Annotated in this window: 20 protein-coding genes; 10 read left to right on the forward strand and 10 right to left on the reverse strand. The window is 69.0% G+C overall.

Going from position 1 to position 16,885, the window contains the following annotated elements; translation table 11 throughout:
• On the forward strand, positions 1 to 218 hold a 218-nt coding region (locus NHN26_RS13820; protein ID WP_253089991.1), incomplete at its 5' end, for an IS66 family transposase.
• On the opposite strand, the gene NHN26_RS13825 is transcribed toward NHN26_RS13820, so the two are convergent.
• Complete coding sequence (locus NHN26_RS13825) at positions 210 to 1,088, reverse strand: methyl-accepting chemotaxis protein (RefSeq protein ID WP_253089992.1); 879 nt, start codon at positions 1,086 to 1,088, stop codon at positions 210 to 212. The genes NHN26_RS13820 and NHN26_RS13825 overlap by 9 nt on opposite strands.
• A 152-nt stretch (positions 1,089 to 1,240) precedes the next feature.
• Positions 1,241 to 2,338 (reverse strand): redox-regulated ATPase YchF, encoded by a 1,098-nt coding sequence (gene ychF, locus NHN26_RS13830; RefSeq protein ID WP_253089993.1) that lies wholly within the window; start codon positions 2,336 to 2,338, stop codon positions 1,241 to 1,243.
• Positions 2,339 to 2,479: 141 nt separating this feature from the next.
• Here ychF and trpA point away from each other — a divergent pair, with 141 nt between their 5' ends.
• A complete protein-coding gene (gene trpA / locus NHN26_RS13835) occupies positions 2,480 to 3,271 on the forward strand; it encodes a tryptophan synthase subunit alpha (RefSeq protein WP_253089994.1) in 792 nt (263 codons plus the stop codon).
• 4 nt (positions 3,272 to 3,275) lie between these two features.
• Here trpA and NHN26_RS13840 read toward each other — a convergent pair whose 3' ends face one another.
• Positions 3,276 to 4,103 (reverse strand): ABC transporter permease, encoded by an 828-nt coding sequence (locus tag NHN26_RS13840; protein WP_253089995.1) that lies wholly within the window; start codon positions 4,101 to 4,103, stop codon positions 3,276 to 3,278.
• A gap of 146 nt (positions 4,104 to 4,249) precedes the next feature.
• Between NHN26_RS13840 and NHN26_RS13845 the strand changes: the two genes are divergently transcribed.
• Complete coding sequence (locus NHN26_RS13845; RefSeq protein WP_253089996.1) at positions 4,250 to 4,855, forward strand: GcrA family cell cycle regulator; 606 nt, start codon at positions 4,250 to 4,252, stop codon at positions 4,853 to 4,855.
• A gap of 54 nt (positions 4,856 to 4,909) precedes the next feature.
• Here the strand turns inward: NHN26_RS13845 and NHN26_RS13850 are convergent, their stop codons facing one another.
• Positions 4,910 to 6,898, reverse strand: a complete 1,989-nt coding sequence (locus NHN26_RS13850) for an AsmA family protein (protein WP_253089997.1) — start codon at positions 6,896 to 6,898, stop codon at positions 4,910 to 4,912.
• Between the two features lie 106 nt (positions 6,899 to 7,004).
• Between NHN26_RS13850 and rimO the strand changes: the two genes are divergently transcribed.
• The 3 genes from rimO to NHN26_RS13865 all read left to right on the forward strand — a co-directional run bounded on the left by rimO (position 7,005) and on the right by NHN26_RS13865 (position 9,368).
• The gene (rimO, locus tag NHN26_RS13855; protein WP_253089998.1) at positions 7,005 to 8,381 is read left to right on the forward strand and encodes a 30S ribosomal protein S12 methylthiotransferase RimO; all 1,377 of its coding nucleotides are present in this window, start codon (positions 7,005 to 7,007) and stop codon (positions 8,379 to 8,381) included.
• An 81-nt stretch (positions 8,382 to 8,462) separates the two neighbouring features.
• The gene (gene cutA / locus NHN26_RS13860; RefSeq protein WP_253089999.1) at positions 8,463 to 8,774 is read left to right on the forward strand and encodes a divalent-cation tolerance protein CutA; all 312 of its coding nucleotides are present in this window, start codon (positions 8,463 to 8,465) and stop codon (positions 8,772 to 8,774) included.
• An 81-nt stretch (positions 8,775 to 8,855) separates the two neighbouring features.
• Entirely contained in the window at positions 8,856 to 9,368 is a 513-nt protein-coding gene (locus NHN26_RS13865; protein ID WP_253090000.1) for a DUF4405 domain-containing protein, read from the forward strand.
• Between the two features lie 58 nt (positions 9,369 to 9,426).
• Here the strand turns inward: NHN26_RS13865 and NHN26_RS13870 are convergent, their stop codons facing one another.
• Together NHN26_RS13870 and NHN26_RS13875 are read right to left on the reverse strand one after the other, a co-directional pair.
• Positions 9,427 to 9,687 carry a DUF6455 family protein gene (locus NHN26_RS13870; protein ID WP_253090001.1) on the reverse strand — a complete coding sequence of 87 codons (261 nt, stop codon included), beginning with the start codon at positions 9,685 to 9,687 and terminating at the stop codon, positions 9,427 to 9,429.
• Between the two features lie 6 nt (positions 9,688 to 9,693).
• Positions 9,694 to 9,963, reverse strand: a complete 270-nt coding sequence (locus tag NHN26_RS13875) for a DUF6455 family protein (protein WP_253090002.1) — start codon at positions 9,961 to 9,963, stop codon at positions 9,694 to 9,696.
• Positions 9,964 to 10,084: 121 nt separating this feature from the next.
• Here NHN26_RS13875 and NHN26_RS13880 point away from each other — a divergent pair, with 121 nt between their 5' ends.
• Positions 10,085 to 10,474 carry a thiol-disulfide oxidoreductase DCC family protein gene (locus NHN26_RS13880; protein ID WP_253090003.1) on the forward strand — a complete coding sequence of 130 codons (390 nt, stop codon included), beginning with the start codon at positions 10,085 to 10,087 and terminating at the stop codon, positions 10,472 to 10,474.
• A gap of 9 nt (positions 10,475 to 10,483) precedes the next feature.
• A complete protein-coding gene (locus NHN26_RS13885; protein ID WP_253090004.1) occupies positions 10,484 to 10,723 on the forward strand; it encodes a DUF8831 family protein in 240 nt (79 codons plus the stop codon).
• A gap of 31 nt (positions 10,724 to 10,754) precedes the next feature.
• Here the strand turns inward: NHN26_RS13885 and NHN26_RS13890 are convergent, their stop codons facing one another.
• Positions 10,755 to 11,003 (reverse strand): DUF167 domain-containing protein, encoded by a 249-nt coding sequence (locus NHN26_RS13890; RefSeq protein WP_253090005.1) that lies wholly within the window; start codon positions 11,001 to 11,003, stop codon positions 10,755 to 10,757.
• A 95-nt stretch (positions 11,004 to 11,098) separates the two neighbouring features.
• Between NHN26_RS13890 and NHN26_RS13895 the strand changes: the two genes are divergently transcribed.
• Positions 11,099 to 11,677, forward strand: a complete 579-nt coding sequence (locus NHN26_RS13895; protein ID WP_253090037.1) for a nitroreductase family protein — start codon at positions 11,099 to 11,101, stop codon at positions 11,675 to 11,677.
• Positions 11,674 to 12,372, forward strand: a complete 699-nt coding sequence (locus tag NHN26_RS13900) for an EI24 domain-containing protein (RefSeq protein ID WP_253090006.1) — start codon at positions 11,674 to 11,676, stop codon at positions 12,370 to 12,372. The genes NHN26_RS13895 and NHN26_RS13900 overlap by 4 nt, the downstream gene beginning before the upstream one ends.
• Before the next feature lie 9 nt (positions 12,373 to 12,381).
• On the opposite strand, the gene mce is transcribed toward NHN26_RS13900, so the two are convergent.
• The 3 genes from mce to NHN26_RS13915 all read right to left on the reverse strand — a co-directional run bounded on the left by mce (position 12,382) and on the right by NHN26_RS13915 (position 16,717).
• Positions 12,382 to 12,786 (reverse strand): methylmalonyl-CoA epimerase, encoded by a 405-nt coding sequence (mce, locus tag NHN26_RS13905; RefSeq protein WP_253090007.1) that lies wholly within the window; start codon positions 12,784 to 12,786, stop codon positions 12,382 to 12,384.
• A gap of 358 nt (positions 12,787 to 13,144) precedes the next feature.
• Positions 13,145 to 15,124, reverse strand: a complete 1,980-nt coding sequence (locus tag NHN26_RS13910) for a putative bifunctional diguanylate cyclase/phosphodiesterase (protein WP_253090008.1) — start codon at positions 15,122 to 15,124, stop codon at positions 13,145 to 13,147.
• Between the two features lie 189 nt (positions 15,125 to 15,313).
• Entirely contained in the window at positions 15,314 to 16,717 is a 1,404-nt protein-coding gene (locus tag NHN26_RS13915) for a methyl-accepting chemotaxis protein (RefSeq protein WP_253090009.1), read from the reverse strand.
• Positions 16,718 to 16,885: the final 168 nt, after the last annotated feature.

The following is a 16,885-nucleotide window of genomic DNA, read 5'->3' on the forward strand; positions in this document are numbered from 1 at the left end:
TTCGTCCGATTGCCCTGAATCGCAAGAATGCACTCTTCGCCGGTCATGACGAGGGCGGCAGAACCTGGGGCCGCATCGCCTCGCTGATCGAGACCTGCAAGATCAACGGCGTGGAGCCCTTCGCCTATCTGAAATCCACCCTCGAAGCCATCGCCGCCGGCCATCCGCAAGGCCGACTGGACGAGTTGCTCCCGTGGAATTACCAGCCGTCAACCTGAAAACCGGGTGGCCGTCCAACGACGCTTACTGATGATCTGGCTGATCTTGGTCGAGGATTTCTCGATCCGCGACATGGCGTCGATGGCCTCGCCGACCACCTTGCCGCCGTTTTCCGCGGTGCTCTTGGCGTCATTGGCGGATGCCTCGACCTCGCGCGCGCCATCGGCCGCGGCCCGGACGGTCGAGGTGAGTTCCTCGATCGCGGCGGCGGTCTGTTCGAGCGTGGCGGCCTGCGATTCGGTCCGCTGCGACAGGTCGGCCGAGGATTGGCCGACCTCATCCGCCGTGCGTTCGACCGCGGAAGAGACCTCCTTGACGGCCGAGATCGAGGTGGAAAGCTGGTCGACGGCGGCGTTGAACGCGTTGCCCAGGGCGTCGATATCGGGGGCATTGCAGGACGGGACGCGGTGCATCAGGTCGCCGTTGCTGAGTTCGCGCAGACCCTCGGCGATGCCCTCGATCCCCCTTTGCCGCTCGGTGATGTCGGTCGCGATCTTGATGACCTTGCGCACCTTGCCCTCGGCGTCGAGATAGGGCGCGTAGGTGGCCTGGATCCAGATCACGCTGCCATCCTTGCGGACCCGCGGGAACTGGTCGGTGAAGGATTTGCCGCTGGCCAGTTCCTGCCAGAAACGGCGGTAGTCCTCGGTCTGCGCATGGGTCCGGTCGACGAACATCGAATGGTGCCTGCCCGCGACCTCGGACAGGGAATAGCCCAACGTCTTGAGGAAATTCTCGTTCGCGGTCTGGATCGTCCCGTCCGGTTCGAACTGGATCGTCGCCTGGGTCCGGTCGATGACCGACATGAAGGCGGCGGCGACATGTGCCTCGTCGGCAACAGAAGCCGTCTTTTTCGCCCTGAAGAACATTCCCGAATTCCCTAACCTGTCCGCCGCTTCCCCGGACTCTTGTGGAATACCTCTAAGAAGAGGTTTAGATTTCGAATAATTCGGGGAGTTTTCCGGTCGCGGTCGGGGCGGGATTGTGCAGCCCGGCAGCCGTTGCTGCGGTGGGTCGGCGTTCAGGCGTTGAACAGGAAATGCAGCACGTCGCCGTCCTGCACGACATAGGCCTTGCCCTCGGCGCGCATCTTCCCGGCATCCTTGGCCGCCTGTTCGCCGCCCAGCGTGACGTAATCGTCATAGGCGATGGTCTCGGCCCGGATGAAGCCTCGCTCGAAATCGCCATGGATCACCCCGGCGGCCCTGGGGGCGGATGTGCCCTGCGCGATGGTCCAGGCGCGGGCTTCCTTGGGGCCGACGGTGAAATAGGTCTGCAATCCCAGAAGCTTGTAGCCCGCCTTGATGAGCCGGTCGAGCCCGGCCTCGTCCAGCCCCAGTTCGGCCAGGAATTCGCGCGCCTCCTCGGCGTCAAGCTGGCTGATCTCTTCCTCGATGCGCGCCGAGATGACCACGGAGGCCGCGCCCTGCGCCTCGGCCATGCGGGCGACGGCGGCGGAATGGGCGTTGCCCTCCGCGGCCTCGGCCTCGGAGACGTTGCAGACGTAAAGGACGGGCTTGGCGGTCAGAAGCTGGAGCATGTCCCAGAGGCGGGCATCCTCGTCGGCGACCTGGACAGTGCGGGCGGGGTGGCCCTGTTCCAGCGCGGCGAGTGCGGTTTTCAGCAGGCGCTCCTGCGCGATGGCCTCCTTGTCGCCGCCCTTGACCTTGCGCACGAGGTTCTGAAGCCGCCGCTCGATCGATTCCATGTCGGCGATCATCAGCTCGGTCTCGATCACCTCGGCATCGGCGACGGGATCGACCCGGCCCTCGACATGGGTGACGTCGTCATCCTCGAAGCAGCGCAGGACATGGGCGATGGCGTCGCATTCGCGGATATTGGCCAGGAACTGGTTGCCCAGGCCCTCGCCCCTGGAGGCGCCCTTCACGAGCCCGGCGATATCGACAAAGGTCATGCGCGCGGGGATGATCTGTTTCGATCCGGCAATGGCGGCCAGCCTGTCGAGCCGCGGGTCGGGCACCGCGACCTCGCCCACATTGGGCTCGATCGTGCAGAAGGGGAAATTCGCCGCCTGCGCCGCCGCGGTGCGGGTCAGCGCGTTGAACAGCGTCGACTTGCCCACATTGGGCAGCCCCACGATTCCGGTCTTGAAGCCCATCTGCCGTCTCTCCCGCCGAGGTCCGCGCGCATGTAGGGGGTGGCGGTGGGCGGCGTCAAGCGACGCGGCGGCCAAAGCGCCCATTGATTTTCCCCGCCCGCTGCCGCAAACCGCATGCGACAGGACCGGGGGAGGACCGACATGACCCGCATCGACGCCAAGTTCGCCGCATTGCGCGCCGAGAACCGCAAGGCCTTTGTCGCCTATGTGATGGCGGGCGATCCGGATTACGCGACCTCGCTGGAGCTGGTGCAGGGGCTGCCGGGCGCGGGGGTGGACATCATCGAGCTGGGCATGCCCTTCACCGATCCGATGGCGGACGGGCCGACGATCCAGCTGGCCGGTCAGCGGGCGCTGGAGGGCGGGCAGACCCTGCAGAAGACGCTGGACATGGCGCGGGCGTTCCGCGCGGGCGACGACACCACGCCGATCGTGATGATGGGCTATTACAACCCGATCTATAACCGGGGCGTGGACCGGTTCCTGGCCGATGCGAAGGAGGCTGGGATCGACGGGCTGATCGTGGTGGACCTGCCACCCGAGGAGGATGAGGAGTTGTGCATCCCCGCGCAGGCGGCGGGGCTGAACTTCATCCGGCTGGCCACGCCGACGACCGATGACAAGCGCCTGCCCAAGGTGCTGCAAAACACCAGCGGGTTCGTCTATTACGTCTCGATCACGGGGATCACCGGGGCGGCGGCGGCCGAGGCGGCGGATGTCGCCCCCGAGGTGGCGCGGATCAAGGCACAGACCGATCTGCCGGTGATCGTGGGCTTCGGCATCCGCACGCCCGAGACGGCCGAGGCCATCGCCGCCGTGGCCGATGGGGCGGTGGTCGGCTCGGCCATCGTCAAGCTGGTCGAGGAGGGCCGCCCGGTGCCCGAGATCCTGTCCTATGTCGCGGGGCTGGCCGAGGGGGCGCACCGGGCCTGAAGGATTACGCCTTCATCCGGTAGCCGGTGCGGAACCAGTACCAGCAGAGCGCCATCACCGCGGCGGTGACGGCGGAACAGACCGCCAGCCCCAGCCAGGGCGAACTGTCGGATTGCCCGATGATGCCGTAGCGCACGCCGTCGATCAGGTAGAAGACCGGGTTGAAATGGGTCACGGTCTGCATCGTCTGCGGCAGCCGCTCGATGGAATAGAAGGTGCCCGACAGGAAACTGAGCGGCGTCACGATGAAATTGGTGATCGCCGCCATCTGGTCGAACTTGTTGGCGAAGATCGCCGCCACGATGCCGAGGCCGGACAGCAGCGCCGAGCCGAGCAGAACGAAGACCAGCGCCCAGAGCGGATGCGCCAGCCCGATACCCAGCACCAGAAGCATCGGCACCGCCACCAGCAGCGCCACCAGCAGGCCGCGCACCACGCCGCCCGCGGTATAGCCCAGCAGCAGTTCCAGCGGCGACAGGGGCGGCATCAGCGTGTCGACGATATTGCCCTGCACCTTGGAGATCAGGATCGAGGAGGAGGTGTTGGCAAAGGCGTTCTGGATCACCGTCATCATCAGGATGCCGGGGGCGAGGAAATGAATGAAGGGCACGCCCATCACCGTTTCGCGGTCGGGGCCTATGGCCAGCGCGAAGACGCCCAGAAACAGCGCCGCGGTGGCCAGCGGCGCGGCCAGCGTCTGGGTCCAGACCAGGACAAAGCGCATGATCTCGCGCAGGCTGAGCGTCCAGAGCCCGAGCCAGTTCACCCGGCCGAAGCGTCTGGTGCCCATCCCTGCCGCCGCGTTTGCCTTGTCCATGCCGGTCGCGTCCATTTCGTCCGTCTCCTGTCTCAGGCTTGCGCTTGTATCCCCGAAGCGCCCCGGATTAGAATAGGGCCTTGATCGAATTCTCCCATCCGGCGGGCAGCCGGGGCGCCTGCCGCCCCCCGTCCGGCACCGGAACTGCCCAAGGAAATGCCATGTCCTGGACCGAAGACCGCGTCGAGACGCTGAAACGCATGTGGGGCGAGGGCCAGTCCGCAAGCCAGATCGCCAAGGAACTGGGCGGCGTCACCCGCAACGCGGTGATCGGCAAGGTGCATCGGCTGGGCCTGTCGAACCGGGCGGGCGGCAGCGCGCCCGCAGCGCCGGTGAAACCCGCCCCGGCCAAGGAGAAACCGGCCCGCGCCGAGGCACCCGAGGCCCGGGCCGAGACGCCCGCGCCCGAACGCAAGCCCGCCGAGCCGCGCCCCGCGGCCGCCGCGCCGCAGCCGGTGGCGCCTGCCCCCGTGCCCGCCCCGCGCAAGCCCGTGCTGGTCACGGCCGGCCAGCCGCTGCCGCCGCAGCCCTCGGCCAACGAGATCAGCCCCGAGACGCTGGCCTCGGTGCGCGAAATCGAGCGGTCGGCCAAGAAGCTGACCCTGATGGAACTGACCGAACGCACCTGCAAATGGCCGATCGGCGATCCGGCGACGCAGGATTTCTGGTTCTGCGGATTGCCGGTGCAGCAGGGCAAGCCCTATTGCGAGGCCCATGTCTCGGTCGCCTTCCAGCCGATGAGCGCGCGCCGCGACCGCAAGCGGTGATCGTGCAGGCGCGCCCCTGACCGCGCCTGCGGTCGCGGGGCGCGGCTTGGGCCGCTAATTGCCGCCCAGAAGCTTTCTCAGCCCCTTCTTCGCCTCGTCCTCGAGCTTGCGCCTTGCGGCGTCCTCGAGGCGCTCGCCCTCGTCGGCGCGCAGGCCCAGTTCCCGAGCGGCCCTTTCCTTGGCGTCGGCTTCGGCCTTTTTCGCCGCCGCGCGGGCCTTTTCCTCGGCGGCCTTCTTCTGGTCGTCAAGCTCCAGCCGTTCGCGCGCGATGGATTCAAGATCGAGCCGGAAGCGCGGATTGGCCCAGGTGCCGGTGATCAGCAGCGGCACGCGCAGGCCCTTGTCGCCCTCGCTGCCCGCGAGCGCCCGGGACAGCAGCCGATAGTCGAGCGTCCGCGCCCCGATGCCGACCTTGCCCGCGCCGGTCGCGGTCACAAGCGGCGCGGCGAGGGCGAGGTCGTCATTGCGCAACACGCCCTTGTCGATGGTGAAACTGGCGGTGATGCCGTCGAAGATGGTCTTGGCGCCCGGGCCGACATAGCCCAGGTCAAGCGTGCGGATCATCCCCGCGATATCGAGGCCGCGCAGCTCGCCCTTGCCCAGGCGCATCGTGCCAGAGCCCGACAGGCCCTGCATGATCGCCGCCATCGACCCGCCGGAGCCGAGGAATTTCAGCTGCAGATCGCCCTGCCCGATCAGCCGGTCGTAATCGGCCAGGTCGCGCAGCAGGGGCTGCATCGCGATGCCCGCCACCGTCAGATCGCCGCCGACCGAATTGCCGCCGCGCCCGTTCAGCACGAGATTGCCGGTGATCCGCCCGCCATGGGCCTGCACCTCGCGCAGGTCGAGCACGAGGCGGCGGTCGGTCAGCGTGGCGGCGATGCGGGTGGGGCCCAACCGGGTCGCGCCCAGGTTGACCGATTGCGCGGCCAGCGTCACCTCGGCATCGAGCGCGCCGAGCCCGGAAAGGTCGATCGGCGCGGTGGACCAGCCGCCTTCGCCCTTGCCGCCCGTGCCCGACCCCGATCCGCCGCCCGATCCGCCGGTCAGTGCCGAGAGATCCAGCGCCCCGGCGGTGAATTGCCCCGTCAGCCGCGGCTTGCCCGACAGCGCCAGATCGGCCGACCCGGACAGCACGTTGCCATCCTGGCGCAGCACCCCCTCGCGCAGGCGGATCGTGCCATCGGGGGAGTAGGTCATCCGGCCCTTGAGGCCCAGTTGCCGTCCGATCCCGGCGGGTGCGGGCTTGCCAAGCGCGGCGAAGATCGCCCGCAGATCCGCCAGGTCGGCATCGAGTGCGCCCTCGGCCGAGAGCGGCGCGAGCCCCGCGCGTCCGTCGAAACCGGCCCGGGCATTGCCCAGCGTCGCGTCGAGCACGAGGCCGGAGACCGCGCCACCGATGAACTCCTCGACGCGCGCGATCCGGGCGGTCGCGGCCAGGGTCTGGCCGTTCAGGACCGCCGCGAGGTCGATCCGGGCGGGGCCGTCCTGCTGCGGCAGGGCCAGCGTGGCATCGACACCGGCCAGTTCCGTGCGGGTGCCCGCGGCGCGGTCGTGATAGATGAAAGTGCCATCGGTGATCCGCCCGGCATCCAGCGTGAAGCCGCGCGCGGCCTTGCCCGCGCCGCCCGGCCCGGCGGTGGCGGGCGCCGCGGCGCGCGGCGGGAAGTCCCAGTTCGCGCGCCCGTCCGGGGCGCGTTCCAGCACGATCCGGGGCGATTGCGCCACGATCTCGCGGATCACGATCTCGCCCCCGATCAGCGCCTTGACGTCCAGCCCGACCGACAGCCCCTCGGCCGCCAGCATCGGGCCTGCATCGGACCATTCGGCATTGGACAGCGTGACCGGCCCGGTCGCCACCCCGATCTCGGGCCAGAGCGACGGGGTCAGCCGCCCCGACATGGTCAGTTCGCGCCCGGTCGCGCCGCGGACCTGGTCCTGCACCAGCGCGGCGACCTTGTCGGCGGGCAGCAGGAACAGCCCGCCCAACATCAGCCCGGCCAGAACGACGAGGGCAAGAACCAGACGGATGATCCAGCGCATGGCGCACCTCCGGGTTGTGCTGCCCAAGACTAGGCGCAGGGCAGGCGCATCGGCAAGCGCGGGTTCTCCACTTTCCCGCGACCGCGCGCATCGCTATATGCGCCCCATGGTAACGAACCCGCCCGATCTGCGTCCCGACCGCGCGCCCCGCGCCCGGATCGAGGATGCCCCCCGCCCCGGCCAGCCGACCATCGGCATGGTCTCGCTCGGCTGTCCCAAGGCGCTGGTGGACAGTGAACGGATCCTGACGCGACTGCGTGCCGAGGGCTATGCGATCAGCCCCGATTACGCGGGCGCCGATGCCGTGATCGTGAATACCTGCGGCTTCCTCGATTCCGCCAAGGCCGAAAGCCTGGAGGCGATCGGCGAGGCGCTGAAGGAAAACGGGCGGGTGATCGTCACGGGCTGCCTGGGCGCCGAGCCGGGCTATGTCACCGGCGCGCATCCCACCGTGCTGGCGGTCACGGGCCCGCATCAATACGAACAGGTGCTGGATGCGGTGCATGCCGCGGTGCCGCCCGATCCCGATCCGTTCGTGGACCTGCTGCCCGCGTCCGGCGTGACGCTGACGCCGCGCCATTACAGCTATCTCAAGATTTCCGAGGGCTGCAATCACGCCTGCCGCTTCTGCATCATCCCCGACATGCGCGGGCGGCTGGTCTCGCGCCCGGCGCCTGCCGTGATCCGCGAGGCGGAACGGCTGGTCGAGGCGGGCGTGCGGGAATTGCTGGTCATCAGCCAGGATACATCCGCCTACGGGCTGGACCTGAAACATGCCGCCGAGAACGGCCACCGCGCGCATATCACCGATCTGGCGCGCGATCTGGGGGCTCTGGGGGCCTGGGTGCGGCTGCATTACGTCTATCCCTACCCGCATGTGCGCGAGCTGATCCCGCTGATGTCGGACGGGCTGGTGCTGCCCTATCTGGACATCCCGTTCCAGCATGCCCATCCCGACACGCTGAAACGCATGGCCCGCCCGGCGGCGGCGGCCAGGACGCTGGACGAGATCGCGGCCTGGCGGCGCGACTGTCCCGACCTGGCGCTGCGCTCCACCTTCATCGTGGGCTTTCCGGGCGAGACCGAGGCCGAGTTCCAGACGCTGCTGGACTGGCTGGACGAGGCGCAACTGGATCGCGTGGGCTGCTTTCGCTACGAGAATGTCGCCGGCGCCCGGTCGAACGCCCTGCCCGATCACGTCCCCGACGAGGTCAAGGACGAGCGCTGGCACCGCTTCATGGAAAAGGCGCAGGCGATTTCCGAGGCAAAGCTGGCGGCGAAGGTCGGCCAGCGGCTGGAGGTGATCGTGGACGAGGTGGACGAGGACGGGGTGGCCACCTGCAGGACGATGGCGGATGCGCCCGAGATCGACGGCTGCCTGTTCATCGACGAGGACACCGGGGGGCTGGCGCCGGGCGATTTCGTCACCGTCGAGGTGGACGAGGCGGGGGAGTATGATCTGTGGGGCCGCCGTCTGCGCTGAACCGGCGAATTTCGAACCTTGCCCTTAACAGCGCCGCCCGAGGCTTTAGGATGACGCCTGCCTGTCTTTGCAGAGGTCCCCATGATCCACGTCACCACCACCTGCCCCGATCTCGACACCGCGCGCGCCATCGCGCAGGCGGCGCTGGCCGAGCGGCTGGCGGCCTGTGCGAATATCACGCCGGGGATCCTGAGCCTGTTTCACTGGCAGGACGCGATTTCCGAGGAGGAGGAGGTGCAGGTCACCTTCAAGACCACCGAGGCGGCGCGGGCCGATCTGGTGACGCTGATCGAGATCGAGCACCCCTATGAACTGCCGGTCATCACCTGGGAGACGGTCGCGGCCACGCAGGAGGCCGAGGATTGGCTGGCCTGGGAGACGCGGCGGGGTTGACAGCTTGTCGCAGGCCGACGGAACCGGGTGGGTGGCGGCGTATCACGCCCCGATATTCCCACACGGATCGAGGTTTCCGAGATGTCTGCCCTTCCTGCCCTTCGCAAATTCGCCACGCCGCTGACCATCGGGGCCTCGCTGCTCCTTGGGGTGACGGGCATCCTGTTGTTCTTTCACGCCAATACCGGGCTGAACAAGCTGGCCCATGAATGGGTGGGGCTGGCCTTCGTGGCCATTGTCGCGCTGCATGTGGCGGTGAACTGGCGCCCCTTCGTCGCGCATCTGAAGCGCCCGCTGGGGCAGGCCGCGGCGGTGCTGTTCGCGGCGCTGCTGGCGCTGAGCTTCCTGCCGCTGGGGGGCGGTCAGGGCCAGGGCGGGCGGCCGGATTTCGCGCTGCTGGCCCGGGTCACGGCCGCGCCGCTAGACACGCTGGCGGTGGTGCTGGACGAAAGCCCCGAGGCGCTGGCCGAACGGCTGCGCGATGCGGGCTATGCGGGCGCCGATTACGACAGCACGATCGCGGCGCTGTCGGACAATGACCGGCACGCGCAGATGGAGCTGATCCGGGTGATCCTGGGCACGCCGCTTGGCTGACGGCCCGGTCGGCAAGGCAAGGCCCCGTCCGTCGGCGGGGCCTTTCCACGTTCCCGGGTCAGGCGCGGGGTTTCAGCGCCTCGAGCCGCGGCTTGAGCGGGCACCAGTCCGGGACTGCCTCGGCCCCCGCGCCCTGGCGGGCGAGCCAGGGCATGCAGCGTTCGGTCCGGTCGCAATGGCAGCAGGTGGCGACCAGTTCGGCGAATTCGCCCCGGGCCAGCCGACCGGCCTGAAGCGCGCCGTTGACATTGACGCCGATGGTGCGCGCCATGCCCTGCGTCAGCCAGAAATGCTTTGACAGCCTGCCCCGGTCTTCCATCGCGCCTCAGGCGGTCACAAGTCGTGCCCGCATCGCCTCCAGCAGATCCTTGTTGCGGCAATAGCCGGGCGTTTCCTCGGCGCCCGCCTCGTGATCGTCCAGCCAGCCCTTGCAATGGGCCGGGTCGGTGCAGCCGAGGCAGCGCGAGACGGTCGCGCGCATGTCCTCGGGCGTCCAGTTGCCGGCCATCATCTCCTCGGTGAGGTCGAGACCCAGCGCCTCGGCCATTTTCTCCACCAGTTCGGCATGTTCGTCATACTTGGCCTGGCCGGACATGGCAGTCTCCCGTTGGCTGTTGCAGGGGCAGTAGACCGGAGAGTTGGGCCTGCTGCCTTGATGCGTGTCAAATTGGCGCGAACCTCTTGCAGAGCCGCGCCGCGCACCTAGCTGGCCCGCGATGGACCAGACGGAAGTGATCTATAACGGTGCCTGTCCGATCTGCGCGCGCGAGATCGCGGGCTACCGCCGGTTGAGCGAGGCCGGTGGCCTGCCGATCCGGTATACCGACCTGAACGCGGCCGATCTTGCCCGGCTGGGCCTGAGCGCCGAGGACGCGGCGCGGCGGCTGCATGTGGTGCAGGAGGGCCGCCTGATTGCCGGGTTCCCGGCCTTCCTGGCGCTGTGGTCGAGCATGCCGCGGATGCGCTGGCTGGCGCGCCTCCTGGGCCTGCCCGGGCTGCGGACCGTCATCGGCGCCGCCTATGACCGCATTGCCGCGCCGCTTCTCTATGCCCTGCATCGGCGCCGCCGGAACCGGGCGCTTCACAAGGCGCGTCCGGGCGGCTAGCCTGTTCCCATGTTCAGCATCGAGCACGATTTCGACGCCACCGTGATCACACTTGTCGACGAGGGGCGCGCGCCCTTGCAGGAGGACGTGACGATCACCGCCTTCGAGGATTGCGTGACGGTCGAGCAGCTGGATGCGCGCACGGGCGAGGTGCAGAAGATCACGCTGTCGCTGGGCCAGGTGCACGAGCTGGGGGCGGCGCTGGACCTGCCCGAAGGGATCTACCGGATCGGACCCGAGCGGGACTGACGCGGGTTTCGGCGGGCTCAGTCCAGCAGGCTCAGTCCAGCACAAGGACGCGCTTGTCGCGCGCCGTGTGGCCGCGGACGATCTCCAGCCGCGATTTCGGCACGCCCAGCGCCCTGGACAGCAGCCTGAGAACCGCGGCATTCGCCTTGCCGTCCTCGGGAACGCAGGTGACGTACACGCGCAGGAGTCCGTCCTCGGGAACGATCCGGTCGCGCGAGGCCCGGGGGGTCACGCGAAGCGCGATCTCGGTGCCGGGGGTCGCAAGATGGGACAGGTCCATGCCGCTTGCTGGGCAAAGCGCCGGCCCGCGTCAAGCCGGACTTGCACCGCGCGCGCCTATGCCCGACATGAAGGGGCGACAAGATGGAGATGGAGATGCCCGTGCCAAACCCCGAGGTCATGGATTTCCTGCTGACCCGCCGCTCGCGCCCCGCCAAGACCCTGCGCGCGCCCGCGCCGGACCGCGCCGCGCTGCGGCCGATCCTGACCGCGGCGCTGCGCAGTCCCGATCACGGCAAGCTGGAGCCCTGGCGGCTGATCGTGCTGGAGGAACCCGCGCTGCGGCGGCTGGCCGGGCTGGTGCGGGCGCGTGGCGCGGTGCTGGGCCATGGCAGCGAGGCGATCGACAAGGCGGCGTCGGCCTATGAGACCAGCCCGCTGGCGGTCGTGGTGGTGGCCGCGCCGAAAGCCTCGGACAGGATCCCCGAGATCGAGCAGCTTTATTCGGCGGGCGCGGTCTGCCTTGCGCTGCTGAATGCCGCGCTGGCCTCGGGCTGGGGGGCGAACTGGCTGTCGGGCTGGCCCGCCCATGACCGGGGATTCGTCGAGACGGGCCTTGGGCTGAGCGCGCAGGAACGGGTGGTCGGCGTGGTCCATATCGGCACCGAGACCGCCGCGCCGCCCGAGCGTCCGCGCCCGGATCCGGACGCGCTGACCGAATGGATGGCGGAATGATCTTTGCCGCCTTTCTCAAGGCGCTGGGCCAGCTTGGCGACCGCACCTTCCGCAAGGTGCTGCTGCTGGGGATCGGGTTGTCGGTGGGGTTGCTGGCGGCGCTTTACGGCGCGATCTTCCTGCTGATCGGCTGGCTGGTGCCGGACAGCGTCACCCTGCCCTGGATCGGCGAATTGCGCTGGGTGGACGAGTTCCTGTCGGGCGCCTCGCTGGTGCTGATGCTGGTGCTGTCGGTCTTTCTGATGGTCCCCGTGGCCTCGGCCTTTACCGGGCTGTTCCTGGACGACGTGGCCGAGGCGGTCGAGGCGCGGCATTATCCCCACCTGCCCAGGGTGCCGCCGGTGCCGGTGCTGGACCAGATCCGCGACTCCCAGGCCTTCTTCGCGGTGGTGGTGGGCGTGAACCTCGTCGCGCTGGTGCTGTATTTCATGGTGGGGCCCTTCGCGCCGCTGCTGTTCTGGGCGGTGAACGGCTTTCTGCTGGGGCGGGAATATTTCCAGATGGCGGCGATGCGGCGGCTGGGGCGCAAGGGCGCGGTGGCGCTGCGCAAGCGTCACGGCCTGACGGTCTTTGCCGCGGGGCTGCTGATGGCGGTGCCGCTGTCGCTGCCGCTGGTGAATCTGGTGATCCCGGTCCTGGGCGCGGCCGTGTTCACGCATCTGGTGCAGCGGCTGGCCCCGCAGGGGGCCGCCTGAGCGCGCCGGTCAGACCTGTTCCAGCTCGATCAGGGTGCCGTTGAAATCCTTGGGATGCAGGAACAGCACCGGCTTGCCATGCGCGCCGATCTTCGGCTCGCCATTGCCCAGCACGCGGGCGCCCTGCGCCTTGAGCCGGTCGCGGGCGGCCAGGATATCCTCGACCTCGTAGCAGAGGTGATGGATGCCGCCCGAGGGGTTCTTTTCGAGGAAGCCCCTGATCGGGCTGTCCTCGCCCAGCGGATGGAGCAGTTCGATCTTGGTGTTCGGCAGCTCGATGAAGATCACCGTGACGCCGTGATCGGGCTCGTCCTGGGGCGCGCCGACGCGGGCGCCCAGCGTGTCGGCATATTGGGCGGCGGCGGCGTCCAGATCCGGGACGGCGATGGCGACATGGTTCAGACGGCCGATCATGGGCGGGTTCCTCGCTGCGAAGTCCTGCGCCGGTTTATCGGGCTTCGCGCAGGGCGGCGCAACCCCCGGACGCGTCCCGAATTTGCCGCGGGGCTGCCGAATTCCTGCCCTGCGCCGGTGGCACGACTCTCGGGTCGCAACCGAAAACGGGATCGCCGCCATGATCGCCCAGCGCCTGAAAGCCGTGCTTGACCGCTCCGTGTTCTGGGGGGGGGCCGGCTCGCTTGCCTTGGCCCTTTTGGGGACGGTCTGGCCGGTCTGACGCCGATCCCCGACGCGGCGGGCTGAACCGCAGCAGGCCCCGGCGGCCGGGCTGCGGGACCGACCTGCCCCCGCCATCCGGTGCCAGCCTGTCCGGTCAGGGCGCGGCCTGCATGACCGCCGCCGTCCTCCCGCCGAGATACCGGGCGAACTCCGGCGCGTCCATCGGGCGCGCCCAGAGATAGCCCTGGCCCACATCAATGCCCATGCCCTTGAGGATGTCGCGCTGCGCCGCGTTCTCGACCCCCTCGGCGACCGAGCGGATGCCCATGCCGCGGGCGATCTCGGCGATGGCGGCGACGATGGCGCGGTCGTCGCGCCGGACCTCGATGCCCGCGATGAAGCTGCGGTCGATCTTGACCTCGGCGACGGGGATCTTCTTGAGATGGGAGAGCGAGGCGTGGCCGGTGCCGAAATCGTCCAGCGACAGCTCATAGCCGCGCTCGGCCAGGGTATCGAGCACCATGCTGACCATGTCGGTGCCGCGGCCGATGAGGCAGCCCTCGGTGATCTCGAGCACGAGGTCGCGCCCGTCGATGCCGCGCGCCTCGAACATCCCGACGGTTTCCATCAGCAGTTCCGGTGACTTGAGGTCGTCGGGATGGATGTTGAGCGCGATCTTGCCCGGCGCGAGCGCGGCATCGCGCCAGGACAGGATATCCCCGGCCACCGCCTCGGCGATGCGCCGCGAGAGGGTGGGCAGCAGCCCGCGTTCGGCGGCGACGGGAAGGAAGCAGTCGGGCGGGACCATGTAGCCCTCGGGGGTCTGCCAGCGCACCAGCGCCTCGGCCCCCAGCAGGCCACCGTCGGACAGCGCCATCTTGGGCTGATACTGGACATGGATCAGATCGTCCCTGAGCGCCGCGCGCAGGCCCGCCTCGACCCTGTCGTTGGCGATCAGCCGTTCGCGCAACTGGTCGTCGAACTTGACGCAAGCGCCACGGCCGTCTTCCTTGGCGCGGTTCAGGCCCAGATCGGCCTTCTGCAACAACTCGACCGGATCGGTCGCATCGGCGGGGCAGATCACCGCGCCGATCGAGGCGCCGGGATGCACCTGCCGCCCCGCCAGCCGCGCCGGTTGCCGCAGCGCCTGCATCAGCCGCCCGGCGATGACCTGGATCGTCGGCTCGTCGCGGACCTCTGCCAGGATGACCGCGAACTCGTCCCCGCCCAGCCGGGCGACCACATCGTGTTCGGACAGATTGTCCCTCAGCCGCCGCGCGATCTCGGCCAGAAGCTCGTCGCCGACGCCATGGCCGAACAGGTCGTTGACGTTCTTGAAGCGGTCGAGATCGAGCAGCAGCACCGAGAAGCCGACCCCGTCCTGCCGGTATCGCGCGGCCGCCTCGCGCAGGCGCGCCTTGAACGCCTTGCGGTTCGGCAGGCCGGTCGTGTCGTCGATATTGGCCAGCAGGAAATTGTTCTCATGCGCCTTGCGCAGGTCATCGACCGCGCGCGACAGCGCCGCGACGGAGGTATCGTGCCGACGCGCGGTTTCCCCCGAGGAATAGGCGAAATAGGCGAGGAAGATGCCATAGGCGGCGAAATAGGCGGTGACGGTCCAGGCATGGTCCCACCCGCCGAAATGGAACGAGAAGATGACCGCCGCCAGGATCGTCGCCATGAAGGCCAGCGCCGCGACGAAGGTGCGGTGCAGCATGAAGGCGCCGCCGGCCAGCATGCCGATGCAGATCAGCAGGACGACCAGCGGTTCGCCCCCGCCGTGAAAGCCCACCACATGAATCGCCAGCGCCGCCCAGGGCAGCGCGAGCACGACCGATGTCAGGACAAGCCTGCGCGCCGCCCGCGGCGAGACCCGCGTGACCATCCGCCCTGCCGCCCGCGCCGACATCCGGGCGAGGGTCACGCACATCGCGAGGACGGCGCCAAGCCAGAGGACCAGGAAGGACAGCCCCTCGCCGTCGAACGCGCCGGCGGCATAGAGCAGCGCATTGAGCGCGGTGACGAAGACGCCGACCGAGGTGCCGTTGACGACACTTGCCACATCCTCGGGGCTGGGATGCTTGGTCAGGGCCGCACGGATCGGCGCGGGAAGGGAACGGATCAGGGAACGCACGCCAGGCCCTTTCCGGTTTCGGTCCCGTCCGTCGTCGCAGGAAGAGGTTAATGCGGCCTCGACACGCCCGCATCCAACCCTTTAAATTAAAGTGATATTTTTACGGTTCGGGCGCGGTGGGCGTGCCAGGGCGGCCCGGACCCGCAGGCGGGCCGAAGCGGCCGGGACGAGGCCCGGCCCGTGCGGGGCTCAGAACCTGTAGCCCATGCGGAAGCCGCCCCAGTGCCGTCCGCCCACATGGATCGGGGCCGACAGATCCTTCATCAGCACGAATTCGCCGCCGCCCATGTCGCGGCGATAGACCTGGATCAGGAAGGGCGCGGTGGAGCGCCCCGCGGACAGGCCCACGCGGTCGTCGAAGACCCGCCGGTTCCGGCAATTGGCCGCGTTCCAGACCGCATCCCTGCCCTGCGGCTGGGAATATTTCCGGTTATGGGTGGGAAGATAGCCGTTGCGATCGACCGCCGCGCAGAACACGATCCGGGGATCGAGATCGAGCGCGGGCTCCTGCACGGCGGGCAGGATGGCATCGGTCAGCCGGGTGAAGGGCGCCATCACCTGGACCGGATCGGTGCCGGGGATGGGCGTGTAGCGCCGGTCGAAAAGCTCTTCGAGGGAGATCCGCCCGGTCGCGACGGCCTGTTCGAACAGGCCCGCGATCCGCGTCGCGGTCTCGCGCACGAAGGCGATCAGCGGGCCGTCGGCATGGGCACCGCCTGCAAGCACCGAGTTCTGCACCACCGATTCGCCCAGCGAGACCAGCCTGTCGACCCGTTCGCGCGCCTCGTGCACGCCGTCGGCGGTATGGCCGGTGGTTTCGACCAGGGTCCGGAAGGCGGGGGCGAAGCGGCCGGTCGCGACGCCGACCTCTGCGGCACTGCCCGAAATCTCGAGCGCGGCGGCGCGCGTGGCCTCGACCGAGGCGGTCATCCGGGCAAGGACCTGGTCGGTTTCGACGGCGGCCCGCAACACCTCGGCGGCATCGGCCGAGGCCTTGCCCGCCTCGGCGCGCAATTCGTCGATGCGCTGGCGCAGCCCGGTGATGGCCTGGGTGATCGTCGCCGTCGCACCGGCGGTCTGGCGCGCCAGGTCGTTGATCGCCTCGGCGACGACGGCAAAGCCCCGGCCCGCCGCGCCTGCGCGCACCGCCTCGATCTTGGCGTTGATGGCGAGGATGTTGACCTGCGCGGCGATGCTGGCGATCTCGGCCGTCGAGCCATCGACCATCTTGAGCGTGCCCGAGACATCGGCCATGCGGGCATCGACCGATTGCACCCAGTTCGCGACGCCCTGGCTGCGATGGCCGCTGTCGCGCAACAGGGCGGCCGAACCCGTCACCGCGTCCAGCGTGTCCTCGGACGCCTGCGCGACCTTGCCCGCCGTTTCCTGCACATCGTCATTCGCCGCCGAGACGGCATCCGCCGCATCGCGGGCCAGCCGGATCTGGGCCATCTGGGCATGGGCCGAAGCGTCGAGGGCATCGAGGAAGGCCGCAACCTCGACGATGTCGCGGCCAAGCGTCTCGCCGCCGCGGACGATCGCATCGAGATGGGCGTCGGGCGAATCGTGCGCCGGTCCGGGATCAAGGGGCATGGGGCGGTCCATCCTGTGAGCGTGGCCCACCATCGAAGCAGAGGCTTTCGTCGAGGTTAACAACGGGGCTGGCCGCGGCGCGGAAGGGGCAAAAAAATTCAGCGGTGCGGGACGGGGGAAACGCCGCGAAGACGGGGCACGGCCGGGGCGGAACGGGGTTTGCCCATG

This window comes from Rhodovulum tesquicola (assembly GCF_024128855.1).
GTDB classification, from domain to species: domain Bacteria; phylum Pseudomonadota; class Alphaproteobacteria; order Rhodobacterales; family Rhodobacteraceae; genus Rhodovulum; species Rhodovulum tesquicola.

What these genes read in the sequence shown, in the direction of transcription:
- NHN26_RS13825 (WP_253089992.1), bottom strand. Translation starts at nt 1,088, where the DNA reads ATGTTCTTCAGGGCGAAAAAGACGGCTTCTGTTGCCGACGAGGCACAT.
- ychF (WP_253089993.1), bottom strand. Translation starts at nt 2,338, where the DNA reads ATGGGCTTCAAGACCGGAATCGTGGGGCTGCCCAATGTGGGCAAGTCG.
- trpA (WP_253089994.1), top strand. Translation starts at nt 2,480, where the DNA reads ATGACCCGCATCGACGCCAAGTTCGCCGCATTGCGCGCCGAGAACCGC.
- NHN26_RS13840 (WP_253089995.1), bottom strand. Translation starts at nt 4,103, where the DNA reads ATGGACGCGACCGGCATGGACAAGGCAAACGCGGCGGCAGGGATGGGC.
- NHN26_RS13845 (WP_253089996.1), top strand. Translation starts at nt 4,250, where the DNA reads ATGTCCTGGACCGAAGACCGCGTCGAGACGCTGAAACGCATGTGGGGC.
- NHN26_RS13850 (WP_253089997.1), bottom strand. Translation starts at nt 6,898, where the DNA reads ATGCGCTGGATCATCCGTCTGGTTCTTGCCCTCGTCGTTCTGGCCGGG.
- rimO (WP_253089998.1), top strand. Translation starts at nt 7,005, where the DNA reads ATGGTAACGAACCCGCCCGATCTGCGTCCCGACCGCGCGCCCCGCGCC.
- cutA (WP_253089999.1), top strand. Translation starts at nt 8,463, where the DNA reads ATGATCCACGTCACCACCACCTGCCCCGATCTCGACACCGCGCGCGCC.
- NHN26_RS13865 (WP_253090000.1), top strand. Translation starts at nt 8,856, where the DNA reads ATGTCTGCCCTTCCTGCCCTTCGCAAATTCGCCACGCCGCTGACCATC.
- NHN26_RS13870 (WP_253090001.1), bottom strand. Translation starts at nt 9,687, where the DNA reads ATGGAAGACCGGGGCAGGCTGTCAAAGCATTTCTGGCTGACGCAGGGC.
- NHN26_RS13875 (WP_253090002.1), bottom strand. Translation starts at nt 9,963, where the DNA reads ATGTCCGGCCAGGCCAAGTATGACGAACATGCCGAACTGGTGGAGAAA.
- NHN26_RS13880 (WP_253090003.1), top strand. Translation starts at nt 10,085, where the DNA reads ATGGACCAGACGGAAGTGATCTATAACGGTGCCTGTCCGATCTGCGCG.
- NHN26_RS13885 (WP_253090004.1), top strand. Translation starts at nt 10,484, where the DNA reads ATGTTCAGCATCGAGCACGATTTCGACGCCACCGTGATCACACTTGTC.
- NHN26_RS13890 (WP_253090005.1), bottom strand. Translation starts at nt 11,003, where the DNA reads ATGGACCTGTCCCATCTTGCGACCCCCGGCACCGAGATCGCGCTTCGC.
- NHN26_RS13895 (WP_253090037.1), top strand. Translation starts at nt 11,099, where the DNA reads ATGCCCGTGCCAAACCCCGAGGTCATGGATTTCCTGCTGACCCGCCGC.
- NHN26_RS13900 (WP_253090006.1), top strand. Translation starts at nt 11,674, where the DNA reads ATGATCTTTGCCGCCTTTCTCAAGGCGCTGGGCCAGCTTGGCGACCGC.
- mce (WP_253090007.1), bottom strand. Translation starts at nt 12,786, where the DNA reads ATGATCGGCCGTCTGAACCATGTCGCCATCGCCGTCCCGGATCTGGAC.
- NHN26_RS13915 (WP_253090009.1), bottom strand. Translation starts at nt 16,717, where the DNA reads ATGCCCCTTGATCCCGGACCGGCGCACGATTCGCCCGACGCCCATCTC.